General features: G+C 60.7%; 18 protein-coding genes and 1 tRNA gene. 11 read left to right on the plus strand and 8 right to left on the minus strand.

The features are described from left to right. Positions 1 to 1,119: an alanine dehydrogenase gene (ald, locus tag AC13QO_RS19545; RefSeq protein WP_097598695.1), complete on the minus strand. Its 1,119-nt coding sequence runs from the start codon at positions 1,117 to 1,119 to the stop codon at positions 1 to 3. Positions 1,120 to 1,275: 156 nt separating this feature from the next. On the opposite strand from ald, the gene AC13QO_RS19550 reads away from it, so the two are divergent. The 4 genes from AC13QO_RS19550 to AC13QO_RS19565 all read left to right on the plus strand — a co-directional run bounded on the left by AC13QO_RS19550 (position 1,276) and on the right by AC13QO_RS19565 (position 5,634). Beyond that, a complete protein-coding gene (locus AC13QO_RS19550) occupies positions 1,276 to 1,737 on the plus strand; it encodes an Lrp/AsnC family transcriptional regulator (RefSeq protein ID WP_488541565.1) in 462 nt (153 codons plus the stop codon). A gap of 72 nt (positions 1,738 to 1,809) precedes the next feature. Beyond that, entirely contained in the window at positions 1,810 to 2,706 is an 897-nt protein-coding gene (locus tag AC13QO_RS19555) for a DMT family transporter (RefSeq protein WP_488541566.1), read from the plus strand. A 172-nt stretch (positions 2,707 to 2,878) separates the two neighbouring features. Continuing rightward, a complete protein-coding gene (locus AC13QO_RS19560; protein ID WP_085777886.1) occupies positions 2,879 to 3,274 on the plus strand; it encodes a PilZ domain-containing protein in 396 nt (131 codons plus the stop codon). A gap of 371 nt (positions 3,275 to 3,645) precedes the next feature. After that, entirely contained in the window at positions 3,646 to 5,634 is a 1,989-nt protein-coding gene (locus AC13QO_RS19565) for a bifunctional 2',3'-cyclic-nucleotide 2'-phosphodiesterase/3'-nucleotidase (protein WP_488541567.1), read from the plus strand. A gap of 39 nt (positions 5,635 to 5,673) precedes the next feature. Here AC13QO_RS19565 and AC13QO_RS19570 read toward each other — a convergent pair whose 3' ends face one another. Next, a complete protein-coding gene (locus AC13QO_RS19570; protein WP_488541568.1) occupies positions 5,674 to 6,642 on the minus strand; it encodes a LysR family transcriptional regulator in 969 nt (322 codons plus the stop codon). A 139-nt stretch (positions 6,643 to 6,781) separates the two neighbouring features. On the opposite strand from AC13QO_RS19570, the gene AC13QO_RS19575 reads away from it, so the two are divergent. Continuing rightward, a complete protein-coding gene (locus AC13QO_RS19575; protein WP_488541569.1) occupies positions 6,782 to 7,396 on the plus strand; it encodes an FMN-dependent NADH-azoreductase in 615 nt (204 codons plus the stop codon). A gap of 48 nt (positions 7,397 to 7,444) precedes the next feature. Here the strand turns inward: AC13QO_RS19575 and AC13QO_RS19580 are convergent, their stop codons facing one another. Beyond that, complete coding sequence (locus tag AC13QO_RS19580; RefSeq protein WP_488541570.1) at positions 7,445 to 8,020, minus strand: TetR/AcrR family transcriptional regulator; 576 nt, start codon at positions 8,018 to 8,020, stop codon at positions 7,445 to 7,447. A 105-nt stretch (positions 8,021 to 8,125) separates the two neighbouring features. Here AC13QO_RS19580 and AC13QO_RS19585 point away from each other — a divergent pair, with 105 nt between their 5' ends. After that, a complete protein-coding gene (locus AC13QO_RS19585; RefSeq protein WP_488541571.1) occupies positions 8,126 to 8,902 on the plus strand; it encodes an SDR family oxidoreductase in 777 nt (258 codons plus the stop codon). Positions 8,903 to 9,128: 226 nt separating this feature from the next. On the opposite strand, the gene AC13QO_RS19590 is transcribed toward AC13QO_RS19585, so the two are convergent. The 3 genes from AC13QO_RS19590 to ilvA form a co-directional block, all read right to left on the minus strand. After that, positions 9,129 to 10,400, minus strand: coding sequence for a GGDEF domain-containing protein (locus tag AC13QO_RS19590; protein ID WP_285193611.1), 1,272 nt, complete (start codon positions 10,398 to 10,400; stop codon positions 9,129 to 9,131). A gap of 253 nt (positions 10,401 to 10,653) precedes the next feature. Next, positions 10,654 to 10,980, minus strand: coding sequence for an HlyU family transcriptional regulator (locus AC13QO_RS19595; protein WP_488541572.1), 327 nt, complete (start codon positions 10,978 to 10,980; stop codon positions 10,654 to 10,656). 37 nt (positions 10,981 to 11,017) lie between these two features. Continuing rightward, complete coding sequence (ilvA, locus tag AC13QO_RS19600; RefSeq protein WP_488541573.1) at positions 11,018 to 12,268, minus strand: threonine ammonia-lyase; 1,251 nt, start codon at positions 12,266 to 12,268, stop codon at positions 11,018 to 11,020. Positions 12,269 to 12,446: 178 nt separating this feature from the next. Here ilvA and AC13QO_RS19605 point away from each other — a divergent pair, with 178 nt between their 5' ends. Then, a complete protein-coding gene (locus AC13QO_RS19605; RefSeq protein ID WP_085777879.1) occupies positions 12,447 to 12,821 on the plus strand; it encodes a VanZ family protein in 375 nt (124 codons plus the stop codon). 395 nt (positions 12,822 to 13,216) lie between these two features. Here AC13QO_RS19605 and AC13QO_RS19610 read toward each other — a convergent pair. Next, positions 13,217 to 13,302: transfer RNA gene (locus AC13QO_RS19610), tRNA-Leu, on the minus strand. 212 nt (positions 13,303 to 13,514) lie between these two features. Further along, the gene (gene wrbA, locus AC13QO_RS19615) at positions 13,515 to 14,111 is read right to left on the minus strand and encodes an NAD(P)H:quinone oxidoreductase type IV (protein ID WP_085777878.1); all 597 of its coding nucleotides are present in this window, start codon (positions 14,109 to 14,111) and stop codon (positions 13,515 to 13,517) included. 277 nt (positions 14,112 to 14,388) lie between these two features. On the opposite strand from wrbA, the gene AC13QO_RS19620 reads away from it, so the two are divergent. The 4 genes from AC13QO_RS19620 to AC13QO_RS19635 all read left to right on the plus strand — a co-directional run bounded on the left by AC13QO_RS19620 (position 14,389) and on the right by AC13QO_RS19635 (position 21,256). Then, positions 14,389 to 15,165: a competence/damage-inducible protein A gene (locus AC13QO_RS19620; protein ID WP_285193614.1), complete on the plus strand. Its 777-nt coding sequence runs from the start codon at positions 14,389 to 14,391 to the stop codon at positions 15,163 to 15,165. A gap of 94 nt (positions 15,166 to 15,259) precedes the next feature. Then, a complete protein-coding gene (locus tag AC13QO_RS19625; protein WP_488541574.1) occupies positions 15,260 to 16,102 on the plus strand; it encodes a universal stress protein in 843 nt (280 codons plus the stop codon). A gap of 216 nt (positions 16,103 to 16,318) precedes the next feature. Continuing rightward, complete coding sequence (gpt, locus tag AC13QO_RS19630; RefSeq protein ID WP_085777875.1) at positions 16,319 to 16,819, plus strand: xanthine phosphoribosyltransferase; 501 nt, start codon at positions 16,319 to 16,321, stop codon at positions 16,817 to 16,819. A gap of 624 nt (positions 16,820 to 17,443) precedes the next feature. After that, positions 17,444 to 21,256: a vitamin B12-dependent ribonucleotide reductase gene (locus AC13QO_RS19635; protein WP_488541575.1), complete on the plus strand. Its 3,813-nt coding sequence runs from the start codon at positions 17,444 to 17,446 to the stop codon at positions 21,254 to 21,256. Positions 21,257 to 21,397 lie beyond the last annotated feature (141 nt).

The raw sequence follows: 21,397 nt of genomic DNA on the forward strand, positions 1-21,397 counted from the left end.
TTACGCTACGTTGAGAACGCTCTCCGGCGCGAAGGCCTCATAACCGAGCGCCTCGGCGACCGGCTTGTTGGTGATACGCCCCTTGTGCACGTTGAGGCCGTTCCTCAAGTGCTTGTCCTCGGCGATGGCGCGCAGGCCGCGGTCGGCAAGCGCAAGCCCATGAACCAGCGTGGCGTTGTTCAGCGCATGCGCCGACGTGACCGGTACTGCACCGGGCATGTTGGCGACGCAATAATGCACCACGCCCTCGACCTCATAAGTTGGGTCGGAATGCGTCGTCGCATGCGAGGTTTCGAAGCAGCCGCCCTGGTCGATGGCGACGTCGACGATGACGGCGCCCTTCTTCATGCCGGACAGCATCTCGCGGGTAACGAGCTTCGGAGCGGCAGCACCCGGGATCAACACGGCACCGATGATGAGATCGGCCGAGAAGACCTCCTCCTCCAGCGCCTGGATGCTGGAATAACGGGTGTGGACACGGCCAGCGAAGATGTCGTCGAGCTGACGCAGGCGCGGCAGGGATTTGTCGAGAATGCTGACATCGGCGCCGAGTCCGGCGGCCATTCTGGCGGCATGCAGGCCGACGACGCCGCCGCCGATGACGGCGACCTTGGCCGGCAGCACGCCGGGCACGCCGCCGAGCAGGACACCGAGACCGCCATTGGCCTTCTGCAGGGCAGTCGCCCCGGCCTGAATGGACAGGCGCCCGGCGACCTCGGACATCGGCGCCAGCAGCGGCAGGCCGCCGCGCTCGTCGGTCACCGTCTCATAGGCGATTGCGGTGACGCCGGAGGCGAGAAGACCCTTGGTCTGATCGGGATCGGGCGCTAGATGCAGATAGGTGTAGAGCAGCTGACCATCGCGAAGCTGGGCCCATTCGGAAGGCTGCGGCTCCTTGACTTTGACGATCATGTCGCACTTTTCGAAAATATCCTTGGCGGAGGCGGCGATCTTCGCGCCAGCCGCGGCATAGGCGGCATCATCGGCGCCGATGCCGGCTCCCGCCTTGGTCTCTACCCAGACCTCGTGGCCGTGCGCCACATATTCGCGCACCGAAGCAGGCGTCAGCCCGACGCGATATTCATGATTCTTGATTTCCTTCGGGCAACCGACACGCATTTCGCGTTCCTCTCCTTTTGTCTCCGCGGTCGCGGATCTCCTCTGCGGCCAATCCAACCACCAAGGCTGCGAAATGTCCTTGCAAAGACGGTTTGCGCAAACGCGATTTTTCGGTGATTATTGCGTCGCAACCCTCTCTCTTCGAAAGTTCTTCGAATGGCCGAACTCGATACCATCGATCTTGCGATTCTGAAGGTTTTGCAGGCCAATGCCCGCATCACCAATGCCGAGCTCGCCGAAAGAATCGGGCTTTCCCCTTCGGCCTGTTCGCGCCGGCTCGACATTCTTGAAAGGAGCGGCGTCATCGACGGCTACCATGCGCGGCTTTCGCACAAGGCGCTCGACTACAAGATGATCGCGATCGTGCATATTTCCCTCTCGGGCCAGTTCGCCAAGACGCTGGCGGAGTTCGAGTCGGCGGTGAAGCTCTGCCCGAACGTGCTCGTCTGCTACCTGATGTCGGGCGAATATGACTACATCCTCAGGGTCGCCGCCCGCGATCTCGAAGACTATGAGCGTATCCATCGCGACTGGCTGTCGGCCCTTCCCCATGTGGTCAAGATCAATTCGAGTTTCGCGCTCAGAGAAATCATCGACAGGCTGAATGTGGGGCTTTGAGGCCTTGCTTATTTTCAGAATGCCTGACCAGACTTTCGGCGCGCGCGGGCGTCTCCCGCTTATTGGCATGTCATGAAATCGAAGACCCACGGTTACATTTTCGCCCTGCTGGCGCTGTCCATCTTTTCGCTGCAGGACGCCATCTCCAAACATCTGGCATCCGCCTATCCGCCGATCTTCGTGACGATGATCCGCTACTGGGCCTTCGGGCTTTTCACAATCATTCTCGCTTCGAAGATGCGCGGTGGTCTCAAGGCGACGACTCGCACCAAACGCCCCGCCCTGCAGGTGGCCCGCGGCCTGCTGCTTGCGGTTCAGGTGGTTCTGGCGATCACATGTTTTGCCGTGATCGGCCTTGCCCGTTCGCAGGCGATCTTTTCCGCGACGCCTATCCTGATCGCACTGCTGGCAATGCCGATCCTCGGCGAGCGCGTCGGATGGCGGCGATGGGCGGCAATCGGCGCCGGGCTTTTCGGGGTGCTGCTGATCCTGAAACCGGAAGGCGATTTTTTCGACGTGAAGCTGCTTCTCGCCGTCGCCTCCTGCTTCAATTTCGCCTTCTACGTCATCTCCACACGGCTCGTCAGCCGCGACGATTCTTCGACGACCAGCTTCTTCTATACCGGTGTCGTCGGCGCCGTTGCGATGACGCTGATCGGGCCGTTCTACTGGAGCTGGATGTCATCCGGCGACTGGGGCTGGATGGCGCTCGTCTGCATGACCAGCATTTCCAGCCATTATTTCCTCATCCGCGCCTACGATAGTCTCGATGCCGCCGCCGTCCAGCCGCTGACCTATCTGTCGCTTGTCTACGCTTCGATCATCGGCGTGACGATCTATGGCGAAACGCTGAGCCTCAACACGATCGTCGGCTCGGCGATCGTGGTCGCCGCCGGCATCTTCACGGTCTGGCGAGAACATGTTGTGGGACGCAGGGCTGCCAAAGCCAGCGGCGTCGCAGTTGATTGAGTGTCGACCTGCGTTAGCCCGTTTTACACAGATTGGCTTCCAGAATCGCTGCACGCATCTCCGTGACATGCAGTAACCCTAACTGACAGTTTCACTGCAATTTTAGCCAAGCCACTAAAACCATTTCAATTTTCGGGCGCTATGCTCTCCGACTGTATCCAAGGGAGACAGTATGACCCGCAACTTGAAAATCACGGCAAGAAAGGCCGACCGGCAAAACTGCCGTGTCTTCGGCAGCGTCAAATATCTGAACAGCCAAGTGGATGTCCGCATTCTCAACCTGTCGGTGACCGGCGCCGCCCTGGAGACGAAGACGCCGCTCCATGCCGCTTCCGGCAGCAAGGTGCGCATCGAAGCCGAAAATCTCGGACTGCTCGAAGGGATCATCCGCTGGAAGCACAATGGCCGCATCGGCGTGCAGTTCGATGTGAATTCGAATGCGCGGGCACAGGTCGCCTCCTATTTCCGCTTTTTCCATAAGGAAATACGGCCGGTGCTGGCGGTTCGTCAGCTGAGAGCCGCGACCGGCGGCGACCGCCCACCTCATCCGTCGACGCTGAAAGCGTAAGGCCGCACCGCTATTACGCCGAGGAGCGGCTGAGATCGGTCAGGAGCTCCGGTTGGTGCTGGTGCCGCCCGCAGGCGATGGAGATTGAGGATCTGCCGCCGCCAGCGACTTTCCGTATCGCCGCCGTAAACGTCTCCGCGTTGTCTTCCGCACTGGACGCGTTGCCTCCGAAATCTTTGCCCTTTGCAATCACGACCCTGCTCGTGCCCCCTTCCCAAGGGATACGGCCTGAGACTACAAGTTGCGTTTCAAAACCATTGCGCCTTTGCCACTGATTGCTTGCCGTGCTGTCATTTTCGCAGTGTACTCCTCGCCAAATCGTCCTAATTCTGAGGAGCCGGACGATGCACGATCTTTGAAGGAGAGCTTCCATGTCTTCCATTTTCGACGTTGGCTTGATGAGCCGCCGTTCCTTGCTTGGCGGCCTTGCCGCCACCTCCGCCCTCGTGCTGCTGCACCCTTTCAGCGCGCGCGCCAGCGCCAACCAGGCGCATCTCCGGCTGATGGAAACGACGGACATTCACGTCAACGTCTTCCCCTACGACTATTATGCCGACAAGCCGAACGACACGATGGGTCTGGCGCGCACCGGAACGATCATCGACGCGATCCGCGCCGAGGCCATCAACTCGCTGCTGGTCGACAATGGCGACGTGCTGCAGGGCAATCCGATGGGCGACTATATGGCCTATCAGCACGGCATGAAGGACGGCGACGTCCATCCCGTGATCAAGGCGATGAACACGCTCGGCTATACCGTCGGCACGCTCGGCAATCACGAATTCAACTACGGCCTCGACTTCATGTTCAGGGTGCTGTCGGGCGCCAACTTTCCCTTTGTCTGCGCCAACCTGACCAAAGGTGAGCTCGCCTCGGACCCGAAGCAGGACGACCTTTTCTTCAAGCCCTACGTCATCGTGGAAAAGCAGATCAAGGACGGCGCCGGCAAGGAGAGCCCGGTCAAGATCGGCTTCATCGGCTTCGTGCCGCCGCAGATCATGCTCTGGGATATGAAGAACCTCGAGGGTAAGGCGCAGACGCGGGACATCGTCGAGGCCGCCAAAGCCTGGGTCCCAGCGATGAAGGAGGCAGGCGCCGATATCGTCATCGCACTCTCCCACTCCGGCATCGACGGAGCCGCGCCATCCGAAAGAATGGAAAACGCGTCGCTGCATCTGGCCGCAGTCGAGGGGATCGACGCGATCTTCACCGGTCACCAACATCTCGTCTTCCCCGGCCCGAAGAGCTGGGACGGCATCGCCAATGCCGACCCGGTCAAGGGCACACTGCATGGCAAGCCCGCCGTGATGGCAGGCTTCTGGGGCTCGCATCTCGGCCTTATCGACCTGCTCTTGGAAAAGGACGGCAACAGCTGGAAGATCGTCGATTTCACCTCGGAAGCCCGGCCGATCTATCATCGCGACGACAAGAAGAAAGTAGTTGCCGATTACGCCGACAAGAAAGAGGTGGTCGAGGCCGCCAAATCAGAGCATGAGGCGACGCTCGCCTATGTCCGCACGCCCGTCGGCAAGACCTCCGCGCCGCTCTATTCCTATTTCGCGCTCGTCGCCGACGATCCTTCCGTCCAGGTCGTCAGCCAGACTCAAACCTGGTACATCAAGCAGATGCTCGCCGACACCGAATTCAAGGATCTGCCGGTGCTTTCGGCTGCGGCTCCCTTCAAGGCCGGCGGTCGCGGCGGCGCGGATTATTATACCGACGTTCCGGCCGGCGATATCGCCATCAAGAACGTCGCCGACCTCTACCTCTATCCGAACACGGTGCAGGCTGTCGCCATCACCGGCGCGCAAGTGAAGAACTGGCTCGAAATGTCGGCCGGCATGTTCAATCACATCAAAGCCGGATCGAAGGATGCGCCGCTGCTCAACAACGACTTCCCATCCTATAATTTCGATGTCATCGACGGGGTGACCTATCAGATCGACCTGTCGCAGCCGCCGAAATATGATTCCTCCGGCAAGGCCATCAATCCGGATGCAAACCGCATCCAGAATCTCACCTTCAATGGCAAGCCGATCGATCCGGCTCAGAAGTTCGTCGTCGTCACCAACAATTACCGCGCCGGCGGCGGCGGCAGTTTCCCAGAGATTGCAGCGGATAAGGTGATCTTCCAGGCGCCTGATACCAATCGCGACGTCATCGTCCGTTATGTCCACGACCAAGGCACGATCAATCCGTCGGCCGATGCGAACTGGACCTTCAAGCCGCTGCCGGGCACGACCGTTACCTTCGACAGCGGCCCGAAGGCAAAACAGTTCCTCGCTGCAGTCAAGAGCGTCAAGATCGAGGAAGCCGGCGACGGTGCCGACGGCTTCTCGAAGTTCCGGCTGGTCCTTTAAGCGCAGACAGACAGCGAAGTCGCGGCCACCGCGCCTTCGTCATTCGGCCGCAAGCGGTGAGACGGTGTCGCGCAGTTCCGCCATCTGGGCGTGGAAATCGGCTTGGTTGGGGCAGAAGGAAAGCCGGGTGCGGAACGCCTCGATCATCCAGGCAGCGGCAGGTCCGGGCGGGTTCGCAAGCTGGCGCATCGAATAGATGGCATACTCGCCCTGCTCATAGGCATCCAGATCGAGATGGACGAGCGCGCCGCTCCGCAAGTCGTCATGCAAGATCGAAGCCGGAAGACCGCCCCAGCCCAGCCCGGCCTTGATAAGCTGATGTTTCGTCGCGATATCACTGACACGCCAGGTCTTGTAGGACAGGACGTTGAAATCCCGCCCCTTCGTGCGGCCTGAGGCGTCGCTAACGACGAGTTGCACTTCCTCGCGCACGTCGGCGAGTGTCAAGGGCCGGCTGATTTGGGCAAGCGGATGGTTGGGCGCGGCAACGGGCAACATGAAGGAGTGGCCGATTCGCTCGGTGATGAGCGAATCATCTTGCTTGAGGACAGCGCCGCCGATGCCGATCGTCACCTTGCCCGTTAATATGAGATCCATGACCATTCCGAGCTCGCCGACATTGAGGTTCAATGAAACGGTCGGAAACCTCTCGCGGAATTCGTGCAGCACGTCCACCACGGCCCGCGAGGGCACCATGACGCTGATGGCTACGGAAACTTCCGCTTCAAGCCCTTCCCTCAGGCTCTTGACGCGCGCCCGCATGACCTGCAGGTCACCCAGAATGCGACGCGCATCCTCGAGCATCGCCTTGCCCGCCTCGGTCAGCTTCGGCTGACGTGCGCCAGAACGCTCAAACAGCGCCACCTCGAGCTGCGCCTCCAAGTTGGCGATCGTATAGCTGATGACCGATTGCGCCCGGTTCAGTGCCCGCGAAGCGGCCGAGAAGCTGCCGGTTTCGGCAACGGTCAAAAACACCTGCAATTGATCCAGGGTGGGGTTCGGAAGCATCTTCCATCCATTCCATCGATAGTTTCGATCGACATTATCTCCGTTTTTTCGATAGCAGGCCAGACTTATTTTCCTGTTCGACACCGCGGCTCATCTCCCAGCAACGAGCCGTTCCGTTCAATTCGAAAGGAAATGATCCATGTCGTCCATTCTTCTTCTGACGTCCAGCCCGCGTGCCGAATCGCTCTCGACCCCGATCGCCGCCGATCTCGCCGAGAAGCTGAAAAACCAGAAGCCGGGCAGCGTCGTCGTCCGCCGCGACCTTGCCGCCACTCCGCTGCCGCATATCGACGACCTCTTCACCGGCGCGATCCGCAAGCCGGCGGAGGCCCGCACCGCCGAAGAGATCGCAGCCATCAAGACCTCCGACGAACTGGTCGCCGAACTGTTTGCCGCCGACACGATCGTCATCAGCACCGGCCTGATCAACTTCAATATCTATTCGTCGCTGAAGACGTGGATCGACAATATCGCCCGCGCCGGCGTGACCTTCAAGTACACGGAAAGCGGCCCGGTCGGCCTCGTAACCGGCAAGAAGGTTTATGTTGTGCTTGCTTCCGGCGGCGTCTACTCGCAGGGACCGGCTGCTCCCCTGAACCATGCCGTGCCTTACCTGAAATCGGTTCTCGGCTTCCTCGGCATCACCGATATCGAGACCATCTATGTCGAAGGCCTTGCTTTCGGCCCGGAAGCCGCCGAAAAGGCCATCGGCGCCGCCAAGTCGCGCGTCGAGGAAATCGCACTCGCAGCCTGATCGGCTTCAGAACCCTCCATTGAACGGCCGGCACCTGCCGGCCGTTCGTCATTTGCCGATATCGGCGACGAAATCCCGGATCGTCTCCAGGATTTCGCCCGAAAGAGCGTCATCCGAGGAAACCCTGGCAAGGCCGACGCCGCCTGCCATCATGGCGAAAGCCATAATTGCCTTTCGCCGTCTTTCCCCTCCATTTGCTCCCGTGGCCTTGCCGGCCAATGCCTGGAAATTGCGTTCGAGCCGCTCCGTGGCAATGCGCCGCGCCTTCTCGCTGCTGCGCGCGATATCGGAGGTCAGCGCGGCGAAAGGGCAGCCTTCGCCAGGATTGTCGCGATGATAGGCGCTGACATAGCGATCGGCGACATCGGCAGCCGTCATCTTCGCGGGGTCCACACCCTCTGCTTCCAGCCTGCGCCCCCATGAATCGAAAGCGGACTCGATCGCTTCGGCGACGAGATCGTCACGGGAGGCGAAGTGCTTGTAGAAGCCGCCGACGGTCAGCCCGGCCTCCTTCATCAGGTCGGCGACGCCGATGCCTTCCAACCCCTCTTCGCGCAACCGCTTTGACGCAGTCTCGACGATTTTCTCGTGCGTCTTCTGTTTTTCCAGCTGCGAACGGCCCATCGGACTCTCCCGTATTGCCTCTTGACTCATGTGGATTTCAATCATAATCCTTATAGATAGCGATCGTAATCCAGATCGTTGTCATTTCCAAGAGGAGCATGAATCATGCGTCTAAGAAACAAGGTCGCCCTGATCACCGGCGGAAACAGCGGTATCGGTCTTGCGACTGCCAAAGTCTTCATCGACGAGGGTGCCAAGGTGGTGATCACCGGCCGCAACCCGGAAACGCTTGCCGCCGCCGAAAAGGCGCTTGGGGCCGGTGTGCTGGCGCTGAAGGTCGATGTCACCGATGCCGTCGCCACCGAGAAGGCTTTTGCGGAAGCGGCCGCGAAGGTCGGTAAGTTCGACATCGTCTTCGCCAACGCCGGCATCGGCGGCGCAACACCCCTCGGTGACACATCGCCGGAGCAGTTCAATCGGATCATCAACACCAACCTGACCGCAGTGTTCTTCACCGTGCAAGCGGCCCTGCCGCATCTCAGCGACGGCAGCTCGGTGATCCTCAACGGCTCGGTGCATGCCGTGCTCGGCGCTCCCGGCTGGTCGGCCTATGCGGCGACGAAGGCTGCGGTACGCGCCATGACGCGCAATATGGCGTCGGAACTTGCGCCGCGCGGCATCCGCGTCAACCAGGTGACGCCAGGCGGCACGAAGACGCCGATCTGGTCGCCGATGGCACCAACGGAAGATGCGATGTCGGCGCTCGAGGCTCGCATGGGCGGCCTGAGCCCGCTCGGCCGCATGAGCGAAGCCGAGGAAATCGCCAAGGCAGCCCTCTATCTCGCCTCGAACGATTCTGCCAACGTCACCGGCATAGAAATCACCGTCGATGGCGGCATGACGAGCGCGCCGTCGGGCGCCAAGATCTTCCGTGCCGCCTGACTGCAGCAGGGGTTGGCAAAACCTGCCCAGCCCCCGCTCCCTGCGCAGCCAGCCTTGCTACGGCTACTTTATCTCAACTCTTACGCATGGCGCGGGTGAGCAATACGAAATAGGACGATTGCCACATTGAGGGTGGCAAAAACCATAGGCTTGAAGGAATCTGTTCGATTTCTCAACATCCCAAACACCGCAACGCCGCGCTGCGGTGGGTGACGCGACCCGCCGCCTAACTTGATTGCACCATGGCGGAGCGGCCGACGACGCAATTGCGGCCGCTTTTCTTTGCCGCGTAGAGCCTGCCGTCGGCGGCGGTGAGCACCGTCGTAAAGCTGATGCCGTCCTCGTCAGCGGTCGCAACGCCGATGCTGACCGTGACCGGTTTATCGTCCGGTGTTTTGACGCTGGTCTCGATCGTCCAGCGCAGGCGTTCGGCAAGGAGCAACCCTTCCTCATGGCTTGTGCCGGGGCAGACGGCGACGAATTCCTCGCCGCCGAAGCGGAAGATGCGGTCGCTGGACCGCAGCGTCGTGCCGAGACGGGCGGCTATCGCCCTCAGCACCTCATCGCCCTGAAGATGGCCATGACCATCGTTGACATCCTTGAAGTGATCGGCGTCAATAATGAGGACGGTGGCAAGCAGCCCCTGCCTCAAGGCCTCGCGCAGCATCACCGGCGCTTCGAGTTCCATGCGTGTACGGTCATAGACGCCGGTAAGCATATCGCGGCCGGTGCGCTCCAGAAGCTCGTTATAGCGCTCGCGAAATGTGAGATCACCGAAGACGTCGCTGATGGAGCGCGCGGCGGCGTCAGCGCCAAGGCGGCGGATTCGATATTCATAGATAGCAAACATCGCCCCATAAAGGCAGACGGAGAGCATCTTCGCCTTCCAGCCACCCCAGAATACGGCGACCGGAACATCGAGGAAATAGTGCAGCGCGGCGAAGAAGCCGACCTGATCGAAAGTCAGCAGCACAAAGCCGGAGATCATGAAACGCAGGACGACACGCCTGCGGAAGAAATCGCCGAGTTTTTCATAGAGCAGGATGATGCCGAGCGAATCGACATAGAGTAGCGCCGTGCCCCAGATCATCAGCCAGCCCATCTCCTTCAGGAAATCGACGTCGGGCGTGTGGTTCGACGACAGCTGCAGCGGCTGGTGCAACTGCAGCACCCAGGCGATGCCGACGGTCAGCAGATTGCCGAGAAACAGGCCGTAGATCGGCTGGCGCACCGTCGCGGCATCCTCCCACAGATACAGCATCAGGATCATCATCAGCTTGCCGGAGAAGAAGACGGATGAGCCCGGCGACACATCGCCGAACGGCAGCGAGACGTAAAAGACCGCCGCCAGATAAGTCTCCATGAAATGCATGACGCCGAGCGCCGTTAAGAAAACCCCGAGGCCAAGCCGATGGCGGAAATGCAGAAGCGTCACCATCAGCACGAAATAGGCGATGGCTTCGACGACGAAGAGCGCGAGGTTGAGAGCCTCCATCACGGCACCGAGACGTCCGGGAGGCGTCTTCGCGGCCGGGCGGGCACTGCGATCACGACAGCGGATCCTTTGATCGATCGTCTGAAAAATTGAAGCACAAGAGCGGCCCCGCAAATCCTGCAAGCGATAGCTTTCGCCGCAATCCTTTAAGATTGCGTGTGCAAGATCACATGACCGGAGTCAGAACCGAGGACATACGATTGAAAGGGAGGAAAATTCCCGCGATATCCGGCACCGGTCGGGCCGGGATCATGTTTCAGACCTGACGGATCTTCTCGCCATCACCGAAGAGTGACGATCCATGCTGATCGATAATCTGTTGCGCCTTGCGCACCGTGCATTCGATCGCGTCGTCGGAGGAGGAAAACATATCGGCGCGGATGAAATTGCGCACCAGCACCTCGTCGCCGACCTTCTTTTCGATACGGCCGGCAAGGCGATACTGACTGCCCTCCTTGCGCGGCTCCGCATAGATCGTGCAATCGCCATAAAGCTGCGGCTCGCTGGACGGGGCTGCCGCCTCACCGGCCGGTTTGCCGCCGCCGGAGAACATCGAAAAGAGATTTGAAATGAACGAAGCCATGTCGTGTCTCTAGCACGACGCCCTTCCGATCGCCAAGTCAAATGATCAGGTTAGCGAGGATCTCGTTTTCGGTGATATCCTCGTAACCCATGCCGGAAGCTTCGAAATTTGCAACCAGCCGGGCAAAATTCTCAGGCGCCTTGGTTTCGATGCCGATCAGGATGGAGCCGAAGTTGCGCGCCGATTTTTTCAGATATTCGAAGCGGGCGATATCGTCGTCGGGGCCGAGCAGATTGAGGAAATCCCGGAGCGCTCCCGGACGTTGGGCCAGCCTGAGGATAAAGTATTTCTTCAGGCCTGCGTAACGCATGGCTCTTTCCTTTACGTCAGGCAGGCGCTCGAAATCGAAATTGCCGCCGGAGACGACGGCGACGATGGTCTTGCCGCGGATCGGTTGGGCGTCCATCGCGGCGATTGCCGTCAGCGACAGGGCGCCCGCCGGCTCCAGCACGACGCCCTCGACGTTCAGCATCTCCTGGATGGTGACGCAGATGGCGTTTTCCGGCATCAGCTGCACTTGGCTTGCCGGAAAATCGCGAAGGGCGGCGAAATTCAGGTCGCCGATGCGGGCGACCGCTGCGCCGTCAACGAAATTGTCGACCTTGGCGAGCGTCGTCACCTTGCCTGCCTCGATGCTGCGCCTGAGGCTTGGCGCACCGGCCGGTTCGGCGAAGACGAAGGCCGATTTCGGCACGATGCCCTCGAGATAACCGGTGATGCCGGCGGCCAGTCCACCGCCGCCGACGGGCAGAACGACCATATCGGGCACGGTTCCCTCGGGCAGCTGCTGCATGATCTCGGCAGCGACCGTCGCCTGCCCCTCGATGATATCGGCGTGGTCGAAGGGCGGCACCATGACGCCGCCGACCGCCTCGACATGCTCGCGCGCCGCCTGATAGCACTGATCGAAAAAGTCGCCGAACAGCCGGATAGTGATGAATTCAGCGCCGAACATGCGGGTCTTGTCGATTTTCTGCTGCGGCGTCGTCACCGGCATGAAGACGACGCCCGGCACGCCGAAATGACGGCAGACATAGGCAAAGCCTTGGGCGTGGTTGCCGGCCGAGGCACAGACGAAGGTCTTGCCGGCCGCCCCCTGCCCGATCGCCTTGCGGAAAAAATTGAAGGCGCCGCGGATCTTATAGGAGCGCACCGGCGACAGATCCTCGCGCTTCAGCCAAATATCGGCACCGTAGCGGGCCGAGAGATGGTCATTGAGCTGCAGCGGCGTTGCCGGAAAGAGGCTGCGCATTGCCTCTTCGGCGCTTTCGACGTCAAGTCTCGTCACGGGCGTGGTCCATTCTCATGATTGGTCACCGCCGCTATGGCACAGGCCGGCGGCTAAAGGAAAGGTTGAATGACCGGCCGGCTCAGCCCATAGAGCCTTTCTTAAGCCAATTGCAAAATCGGCGGCAGATGAACTGATTTTAACTGTCAATGGAAAGGCCTGCCACTTATATGGAGCGATGATGATCTTCAAATTCGCAAGACCGCTCGCCTGGCTGCTGCTCGCCCTCATCCTGTTTGTCACGGTTTCGCCGATCGGGCTGAGACCGGATACGGTGACGACGGTCGATGCGGACCGCGGCACCGCCTATGTTCTGCTCGGCCTTGCCTTTGCGCTCGCCTATCCGAAGCAGTGGAAACTGGTGGCCGTGCTGCTGATCATTGGGGCGGTCGCCATCGAATATCTGCAGTATTTCGCGCCGACCCGCCATCCGCGCCTGCATGACGCAGGCATCAAGGCCATGGGCGCTGCCCTCGGCCTCGCTGCCGGCTGGGTGATCAACAGATGGCGCGAGAGCAGAGCTCCAAACAGCCTGCCTTTCACAGAACGCTGACTATTGCGGATCAGAAACCCGGCAAATCCGTTGCCCAGAAAAACAGCGGTATCGCAGCCACAACAGTTGCAAGAACAAATGCGACGCTCGTCCTGAAGATCCGGACGCGCCGAACCCTGGTCCCGCTCCAATCGTAAACCATCGTCTTACTCCCACAAGACAACACTTACTCTACCGCCGCGGCGCAATCCTTGCACCGAAAATGTTATTGTCAAGCAATAACGCGCTCTTACGCGCAAGATACAGGCATATTCCAACAGGATTATAACGATTGTTGCAGCTAACCGGGGCATTATCGAACCGGTCCGCCTTCGTTCCTGACGGTACTACGGCGCGACAAACTTCGCTTGGCTGCTCTCTTCGGCTCGCCGAGCCGAAGCTCACAGTGCTTAGGCTGGTGCGGGCGACGGGGATCGAACCCGTATAGCCTAAGGCCGAGGGATTTTAAGTCCCTTGCGTCTACCAGTTTCGCCACGCCCGCTTGCGGCGTTTTCAATATCTTGCGTCATGGGCGATGGGAAGAGCCGTGGGGCGTAAAAATAATATTGGCTCTGCCGGCATCGCCACGGAATGAATGGGCAGGTATTTTAACGGGAAAGTGACTGTCGGCGCCGCTCGTTTCGTCTGGCCCGAGAAACTGAAAAGGCGCGGCGGGCTCACGCCCATCGCGCCTTCATCATTTACGCATCGAGATCAGGCGAGCTTGGCAGCGAGCCGGGCGACATGGGCGCCCTGGTATTTGGCGCCTTCGAGTTCGATCTCGGAAGGCTGGCGCGAACCGTCGCCGTTGGTGATGGTGGAGGCGCCGTAAGGCGAGCCGCCCTTGACTTCCTCAGTGCCCATCTGGCCCTGGAAGGCGTAAGGCAGACCGGCGACGACCATGCCCTGGTGCAGGAAGGTGGGGATGAAGCCGAGGATGGTCGATTCCTGGCCGCCATGCTGGGTCGCCGAAGAGGTGAAGACCGAACCGATCTTGCCGACGAGCTTGCCGGTGAACCAAAGGCCGCCCGTCTGGTCCCAGAAATTGCGCATCTGAGAGGCGACCGTGCCGAAGCGGGTGCCGGCGCCGACGATGATTGCGTCATAATCCGTCAGTTCATCGACGGTGGCGATCGGCGCGGCCTGGTCGATCTTGTAGTGAGAGGCCTTGGCGACCTCTTCCGGTACCAGTTCCGGGACGCGCTTGACGGTGACGTCGGCACCAGCCGACCTCGCGCCTTCAGCAACGGCATAGGCCATGGTTTCGATATGGCCATAGGCCGAGTAATAAAGAACGAGAACTTTCGCCATCTTCCATTTTCCTTGAAACGCGGGGAATTTCGCAACGGGCGGATTTCTACCAGCGCCCAGGGCCGAAGGCAGCCCTGCGCGGGAGAACTCAGTGTTCAACGTGCGTAGACGAAAATTCGCTTGCGGTTCTGATTTGGCGCGAAAGTGACGCATCGGCTCGTTCTAAAGAGCATGGTATCGTCCGAAATCGCTCATGCTTTTCGGCATTACGCGCGCGTGTTTGCAAAGCAGCCTGAGGGCGCTACCTATTGACCAGCCTCACACCACGGAACATCCTATGAGCCATGACACCGTCGTCACCGCCGCCATGCTCGCCATCGGCGACGAACTCCTTTCCGGCCGCACAAAGGACAAGAATATCGGCCACCTCGCCGATCTGCTCACCCTGTCCGGCATCGATCTCAAGGAAGTGCGAATCGTCGCCGACGACGAGCAGGCGATCGTCGAGGCGCTGAATGCGCTTCGCGCTCGCTATGACTACGTCTTCACCTCGGGCGGCATCGGGCCGACGCATGACGACATCACCGCCGATGCGATCGCCAAGGCTTTCGGCCTGCCCTGCGAATATGACGAAGCGGCGATGACGCTGCTGGCCGATATGTACCGTCGCCGCGAGATGGAATTCACCGAGGCGCGCCAGCGCATGGCGCGCATGCCGCGGGGTGCCGCTCATATCCCCAATCCGGTGTCGACGGCACCCGGCTTCATCATCGGCAATGTCTATGTCATGGCCGGCGTGCCGCAGGTCTTTCAGGCGATGGTCGACAATGTGCTGCCGACGCTTCGGACCGGCACGCCGGTTCTCTCGCTCGCCATCGCCTGCCCTTATGGCGAAGGTGATATCGGCACGCCCCTTGCCGCGATCCAGAAAGCGCATCCGGATACCAGCATCGGTTCCTACCCGCGTTATATCGGCCAGAGATTCTCGACCGAGATCGTCGTGCGCGGCCGCGCGCAGGCGGCAATCGATGCGGCCGGCGCCGAGGTCCACGCGATGATCGACGCCATCCGCCGGAACAAGGAGATCGCAGAAAACCATTCCGCCGAGGCATGAGAAGCCGGACTTGATCCCCGTCAAGGAAGAACGGGAGAACGGTCTGGTGCATTCCGTCCCTCGCGCACGTCATTTCAGCGCAAGGAGAATTGATATGTCTTACAAAACTATTCTCGCCATTCTCGATACGGCAGACAATAGCGCCGCCGTTGCCGATTTTGCCTTTGCCGTTGCCGCCGAAGGCGGTGCTCACGTGATCGGCCTGCATGCCGAAACCATACCGGCCGTGCCGCTGGTGGCGCCGATGGAAATTCCCGATCCCGTCGCCGTCCAGGCGCTGCAGGATATGGCGCATAGTGAAACGGTCGCCGTGGAACGCATCTTTCGCGCCAAAGCGCAGGCCGCCGACGCCTCCTCGGAATGGCGCAGCTTTGCCACCTCCACCGGCTACGGTTCCGCACCGCTGATTGAAAGCGCCCGCAGCGCCGATCTTCTGATCGCATCGCAGGCCGACCCGGCCAACCCCTCCGACAGCCATGTCGACGTCGACGGCTTCCTCTTCGAAGCCGGCCGGCCGGTGCTGATGATCCCTTATGTCATCCGCCAGCCGAAGCCGATCAAGCGCGTGCTGATCGCCTGGAACGGCTCGAAGGAGGCGGCGCGCGCGACCTTCGATGCGCTGCCCTTCCTGAAAGCGGCCGAGGAAGTGGAGATTTTTTCGGTCGACCCGGCCGATACCGCCCTGCAGTCGCCGCTCACACCAGGCGCCGAGATCGCCGCCGCACTTGCACGCCATGGCGTGAAGACGACGCTTGCGACGGGCCACAGCGTCGACAAGAATACCTCGCATGTCATCGAAAACCGGCTGTCGGACAGCAGCATCGATCTTCTCGTCATGGGCGCCTATACCCATTCCCGGCTTTGGCAGGCGATCTTCGGCGGCACGACGAAGAGCCTGCTGCAATCAATGACGGCGCTGACCCTGTTGTCGCGATGAGCGGCTCCTCTTGCGTTTTACCGGCAAATCCCGCTAATTGCTGCGACCGATGAAGGCTTCGAGCCCCGGCCACGTCTCGCGCAGTAGCACGTGCGATCTCGCGCAGCAGCTTGCGATCTCGCGCAGTTCCGGCTGCGCGATTTGTGTTTTGCCGCTGAAGCCGTCCGGTCGCCGGTCAACGGCGTTTCGTCTCTATTCATGCCGCGGAGCAGCCCGATGTCCCTTCCCGATAAAGCCTTTCCCGTTTCCTGGGATCAATTCCACCGCGATGCGCGCGCCCTTGCCTGGCGGCTTGCCGGCCTCGATCAAGCCTTCAAGGCGATCGTCTGCATCACCCGCGGCGGCCTGGTGCCGGCCGCGATCATCTCCCGGGAACTGAACATCCGGCTGATCGAGACAGTCTGCATCGCATCTTATCATGACTATGTGAATCAGGGCGACATGGTGCTGCTCAAGGGAATTGCGCCCGAGCTTACTGAAAACGGTGGCGAAGGCGTGCTCGTCGTGGACGATCTGACGGATACCGGCAAAACCGCGGCGCAGGTTCGCACCATGCTGCCGAACGCGCATTTCGCCTGCGTCTACGCCAAGCCGAAGGGTGTGCCGACCGTCGACACCTTCATCACCGAGGTCAGCCAGGACACCTGGATCTATTTCCCCTGGGACATGGGCTTCACCTACCAGGAACCCATAGCCAAGGGCGCTGGCGCGCGCTGATCGCCGCAAACCCGAATTGCGCCGCCATCCTCGGCGCACTTTGGACAGCGCTGATTTCCTCAGCGAATCGGCAAGCGCATTTGCACCGGAAATGCCATCACAAGATTTGCCGCAGGACACTTTTTTGCCGCTGCGGCACTTTCCTTAGCCGGCAACGTCCGCAAGTCATTGTATTTTCAGCGCTACCCGGCTTTCCCCAATCTCCACAGGCGCGTCCACAAGATGTTGTGGTTACCATTCAATTAAAAACCAGCCCTTGACGGAATCAGCGGTTTCAAACTTTACTGTTCCTGATGTTGCGGCGGCGACAGGACCGGAGGTACGAGCCCGGTTCCCTTTGAAAAACAAGACGCAGAATCAGGCTGTTGTGCCGGAACCGGCCTAGGCCAGAGAGGATTTCTGCGCGGTTTTCTGCCTCCAAAAAAGTGACATCGGGGCTGGCGATAATAAGCTGTTAATACTATATTTAGTGTTTGCAGCCACCATCACCACAAGATACAGGAAGGACATCTCCGGATGACACCCCTGTCACGATACGGAAACGAGACTGGCTGCACGATGACAATGTGCCGCCGGATAGGAAATTTGCGCCCTGGGGACGGGCGCCAACGCGAGGTCAAGACTATGCGCATCGAACGTCGTTTCACGAAGGCCGGCCAAGGCGCCTATGCGGATATCGAATTCCGTAAGGCGACGAGCGAGATCAAGAACCCGGATGGGTCAATCGTCTTCCGCCTCGAGAATATCGACGTGCCTGCGCAGTTCTCCCAGGTCGCGACCGACGTTCTGGCGCAGAAGTATTTCCGCAAGGCCGGCGTCCCCACTCGGCTGAAGAAGGTCGAGGAGAATGACGTTCCTTCCTTCCTGTGGCGCTCCGTTCCCGACGATGCGGCGCTGAAGACCCTGCCCAAGGAGGAGCAGACCGGCTCCGAAATCGATGCGCGCCAGGTCTTCGATCGCCTCGCCGGCACCTGGACCTATTGGGGCTGGAAGGGCGGCTATTTCTCTTCGGAAGAAGATGCTGCCGCCTTCAAGGACGAGCTTGCCTATATGCTCGCCACCCAGCGGGTCGCTCCGAACTCGCCGCAGTGGTTCAACACCGGCCTGCACTGGGCCTATGGCATCGACGGCCCCGGCCAGGGCCATTTCTATGTCGACCCCTTCACCGGCAAGCTGACCAAGTCCAAGTCCGCCTACGAACACCCGCAGCCGCATGCCTGCTTCATCCAGTCGGTCGAGGACGATCTCGTCAACGAAGGCGGCATCATGGATCTCTGGGTGCGTGAAGCGCGTCTCTTCAAGTACGGCTCCGGCACCGGCTCCAACTTCTCCATGCTGCGCGGCGAAGGCGAGAAGCTTTCCGGCGGCGGCCGCTCCTCCGGCCTGATGAGCTTCCTGAAGATCGGCGACCGCGCCGCCGGCGCCATCAAATCGGGCGGCACGACCCGCCGCGCCGCCAAGATGGTGGTCGTCGACATCGACCATCCCGATATCGAGGAATACATCAACTGGAAGGTCAAGGAAGAGCAGAAGGTTGCGGCTCTCGTCACCGGCTCCAAAATCGTCGCCAGGCACCTGAAGGCGATCATGAAGGCCTGCTTCAATTGCGAAGGCGACAACGGCGATTGCTTCGACCCGGCCAAGAACCCTGCCCTGAAGCGCGAGATCCGCGCCGCCAAGAAGGATCAGGTTCCGGAGAACTACGTCCAGCGTGTCATCCAGTTCGCCCGCCAGGGCTACAAGGATCTCGAATTCAAGACCTACGACACGGACTGGGATTCGGAAGCCTATCTGACGGTATCGGGCCAGAACTCCAACAACTCCGTCTCCATCAAGGACGACTTCCTGCGCGCTGTCGAGAATGACGGCGAATGGAAGCTGACCGCCCGCAAGGACGGCAAGGTCATGAAGACGCTGAAGGCGCGCGACCTCTGGGAAACGATTTCCTATGCCGCCTGGGCTTCGGCCGATCCGGGCATCCATTTCAACACGACGATGAACGACTGGCACACCTCGCCGGCCGGCGGCCCGATCCGCGGCTCGAACCCGTGCTCGGAATACATGTTCCTCGACGACACGGCCTGCAACCTCGCTTCGCTGAACCTCTTGCAGTTCAAGGACAAGGCCACCAAGCGCATCAATATCGGCGACTACGAACATGCCGTTCGCCTGTGGACAGTCGTGCTCGAAATCTCGGTGATGATGGCGCAGTTCCCGTCGAAGCGCATTGCCGAACTCTCCTACGAATACCGCACGCTCGGCCTCGGCTACGCCAATATCGGCGGCCTGCTGATGTCGTCGGGCATCCCCTACGACTCCGCTGAGGCCCGCGCCATCGCCGGTTCACTGACGGCGATCATGACCGGCGTCTGCTATGCGACCTCGGCTGAAATGGCCGGCGAGCTCGGCCCGTTCCCGAATTTCGCGCCGAACCGCGAGAGCATGCTCAGGGTCATCCGCAACCATCGCCGCGCCGCTTACGGCGAAACCTCCGGCTATGAGGCGCTGTCGATCGATCCGGTCGCGCTGATCCATTCGGAAAACCCCGACCAGGATCTCGCCGCCCATGCCAAATCGGCCTGGGACAAGGCGCTCGAACTCGGCGAAAAGCACGGCTACCGCAATGCCCAGGTCTCGGTCATCGCCCCCACGGGCACGATCGGCCTCGTCATGGATTGCGACACGACGGGCATCGAGCCTGACTTCGCCCTCGTCAAGTTCAAGAAGCTCGCCGGCGGCGGCTACTTCAAGATCATCAACCGCGCCGTGCCGGAAGCGCTGCGCACGCTCGGCTATTCGGAAAGCCAGATCGCCGAGATCGAAGCCTATGCAGTCGGCCACGGCAACCTGAACCAGGCGCCGGCGATCAACCCGTCGACGCTGAAGGCCAAGGGCTTCACCGACGAGAAGGTGGAAGCCGTCAACGCCGCGCTGAAGAGCGCCTTCGACATCAAGTTCGTCTTCAATCAGTGGACGCTCGGCGCCGACTTCCTGAAGGACGCGCTGAAGGTTTCCGACGAGCAGCTCGCCGACATGAGCTTCAACCTGCTCGACCATATGGGCTTCTCGAAGAAGGACATCGAAGCCGCCAACATCCATGTCTGCGGTGCGATGACGCTGGAAGGCGCGCCCTTTCTCAAGGCCGAGCATCTGCCGGTCTTCGATTGCGCCAATCCCTGCGGCAAGATCGGCAAGCGTTACCTCTCCGTGGAAAGCCATATCCGCATGATGGCGGCTGCCCAGCCCTTCATCTCGGGCGCGATTTCCAAGACGATCAATATGCCGAACGAGGCAACCGTCGAGGATTGCAAGAACGCCTATATGCTCTCTTGGAAGCTCGGTCTGAAGGCCAATGCCCTCTACCGTGACGGCTCCAAGCTGTCGCAGCCGCTCAATGCCTCGCTGATCGAGGACGAAAACGACGAGGATGCGCTGGAGGAGCTGCTGCAGGCGCCGGTCGCCGCCCAGGCTGTTACCGTCACCGAGAAGATCATCGAACGGGTGATCGAGCGTGTTTCGCGCGAACGCGAGAAGCTGCCGAACCGCCGCCAGGGCTATACCCAGAAGGCCACCGTGGGCGGACACAAGGTCTATCTCAGAACCGGCGAATTCGGCGACGGCCGCCTCGGCGAGATCTTCATCGACATGCACAAGGAAGGGGCTGCCTTCCGTGCGATGATGAACAATTTCGCCATCGCCATCTCGCTCGGCCTGCAATATGGCGTGCCGCTCGAGGAATATGTCGAGGCCTTCACCTTCACCAAGTTCGAGCCGGCCGGCATGGTCATCGGTAACGATGCCATCAAGAACGCCACCTCGATCCTCGACTACGTCTTCCGCGAGCTGGCCGTCTCCTATCTCGGCCGCCACGACCTCGCACATGTCGACACGTCCGACTTCTCGAATACCGCGCTCGGCAAGGGAATCCAGGAAGGGAAAACCAACCTGCTCTCCACCGGCTGGACCCGCGGCTACAAGCCGACGCTGGTCTCCGGCGCTGGCGGTGAACGCCAGGCCGGCGAACCCAAGGGTGCTGCCACCGCAGCCCCTGCCCGAGCCGCCTCCACCGGCACGGTAACAGCATTTGCAGGTGCCGCTGCCCGCAAGCTGGAACCGACGGTTGCCGTCTCCACCTCCGAAATCGTCGCCTTCAAGCGCGATTACGAGGAGCGCGCCAAGGAATTGGCGGAAGAGATTGCCGAAGAGGTGCTCGAGGAAATCGCCAGCGACGCCACCGCCCTCTTCTCCGACAAGGCGGCAGCCGACGCCGCAACGGCGAAGACTGAAGCCAAGAAGGTGGAAGCCGAACGCCGCCAGCGCTCGATCATGCAGGGGTACACGGGCAACATGTGCTCGGAGTGCCAGAACTTCACGATGGTCCGGAACGGCACTTGCGAGAAGTGCGACACGTGTGGTGCGACGAGCGGATGCAGCTGAGCAGGATTGCGGTTCTTCAGTGTTTTGAGGAATAGACTTCAAGTCTGGTCAAAAGCGTTGGCCATTTCCGACAGAAGAAATGGCCAACCCGATACAGGAGGCCGTCCGGGCACTAACAAGTGCCCGGAGAATGCTCTGAGG

The organism is Rhizobium sp. CNPSo 3670 (genome assembly GCF_057784555.1).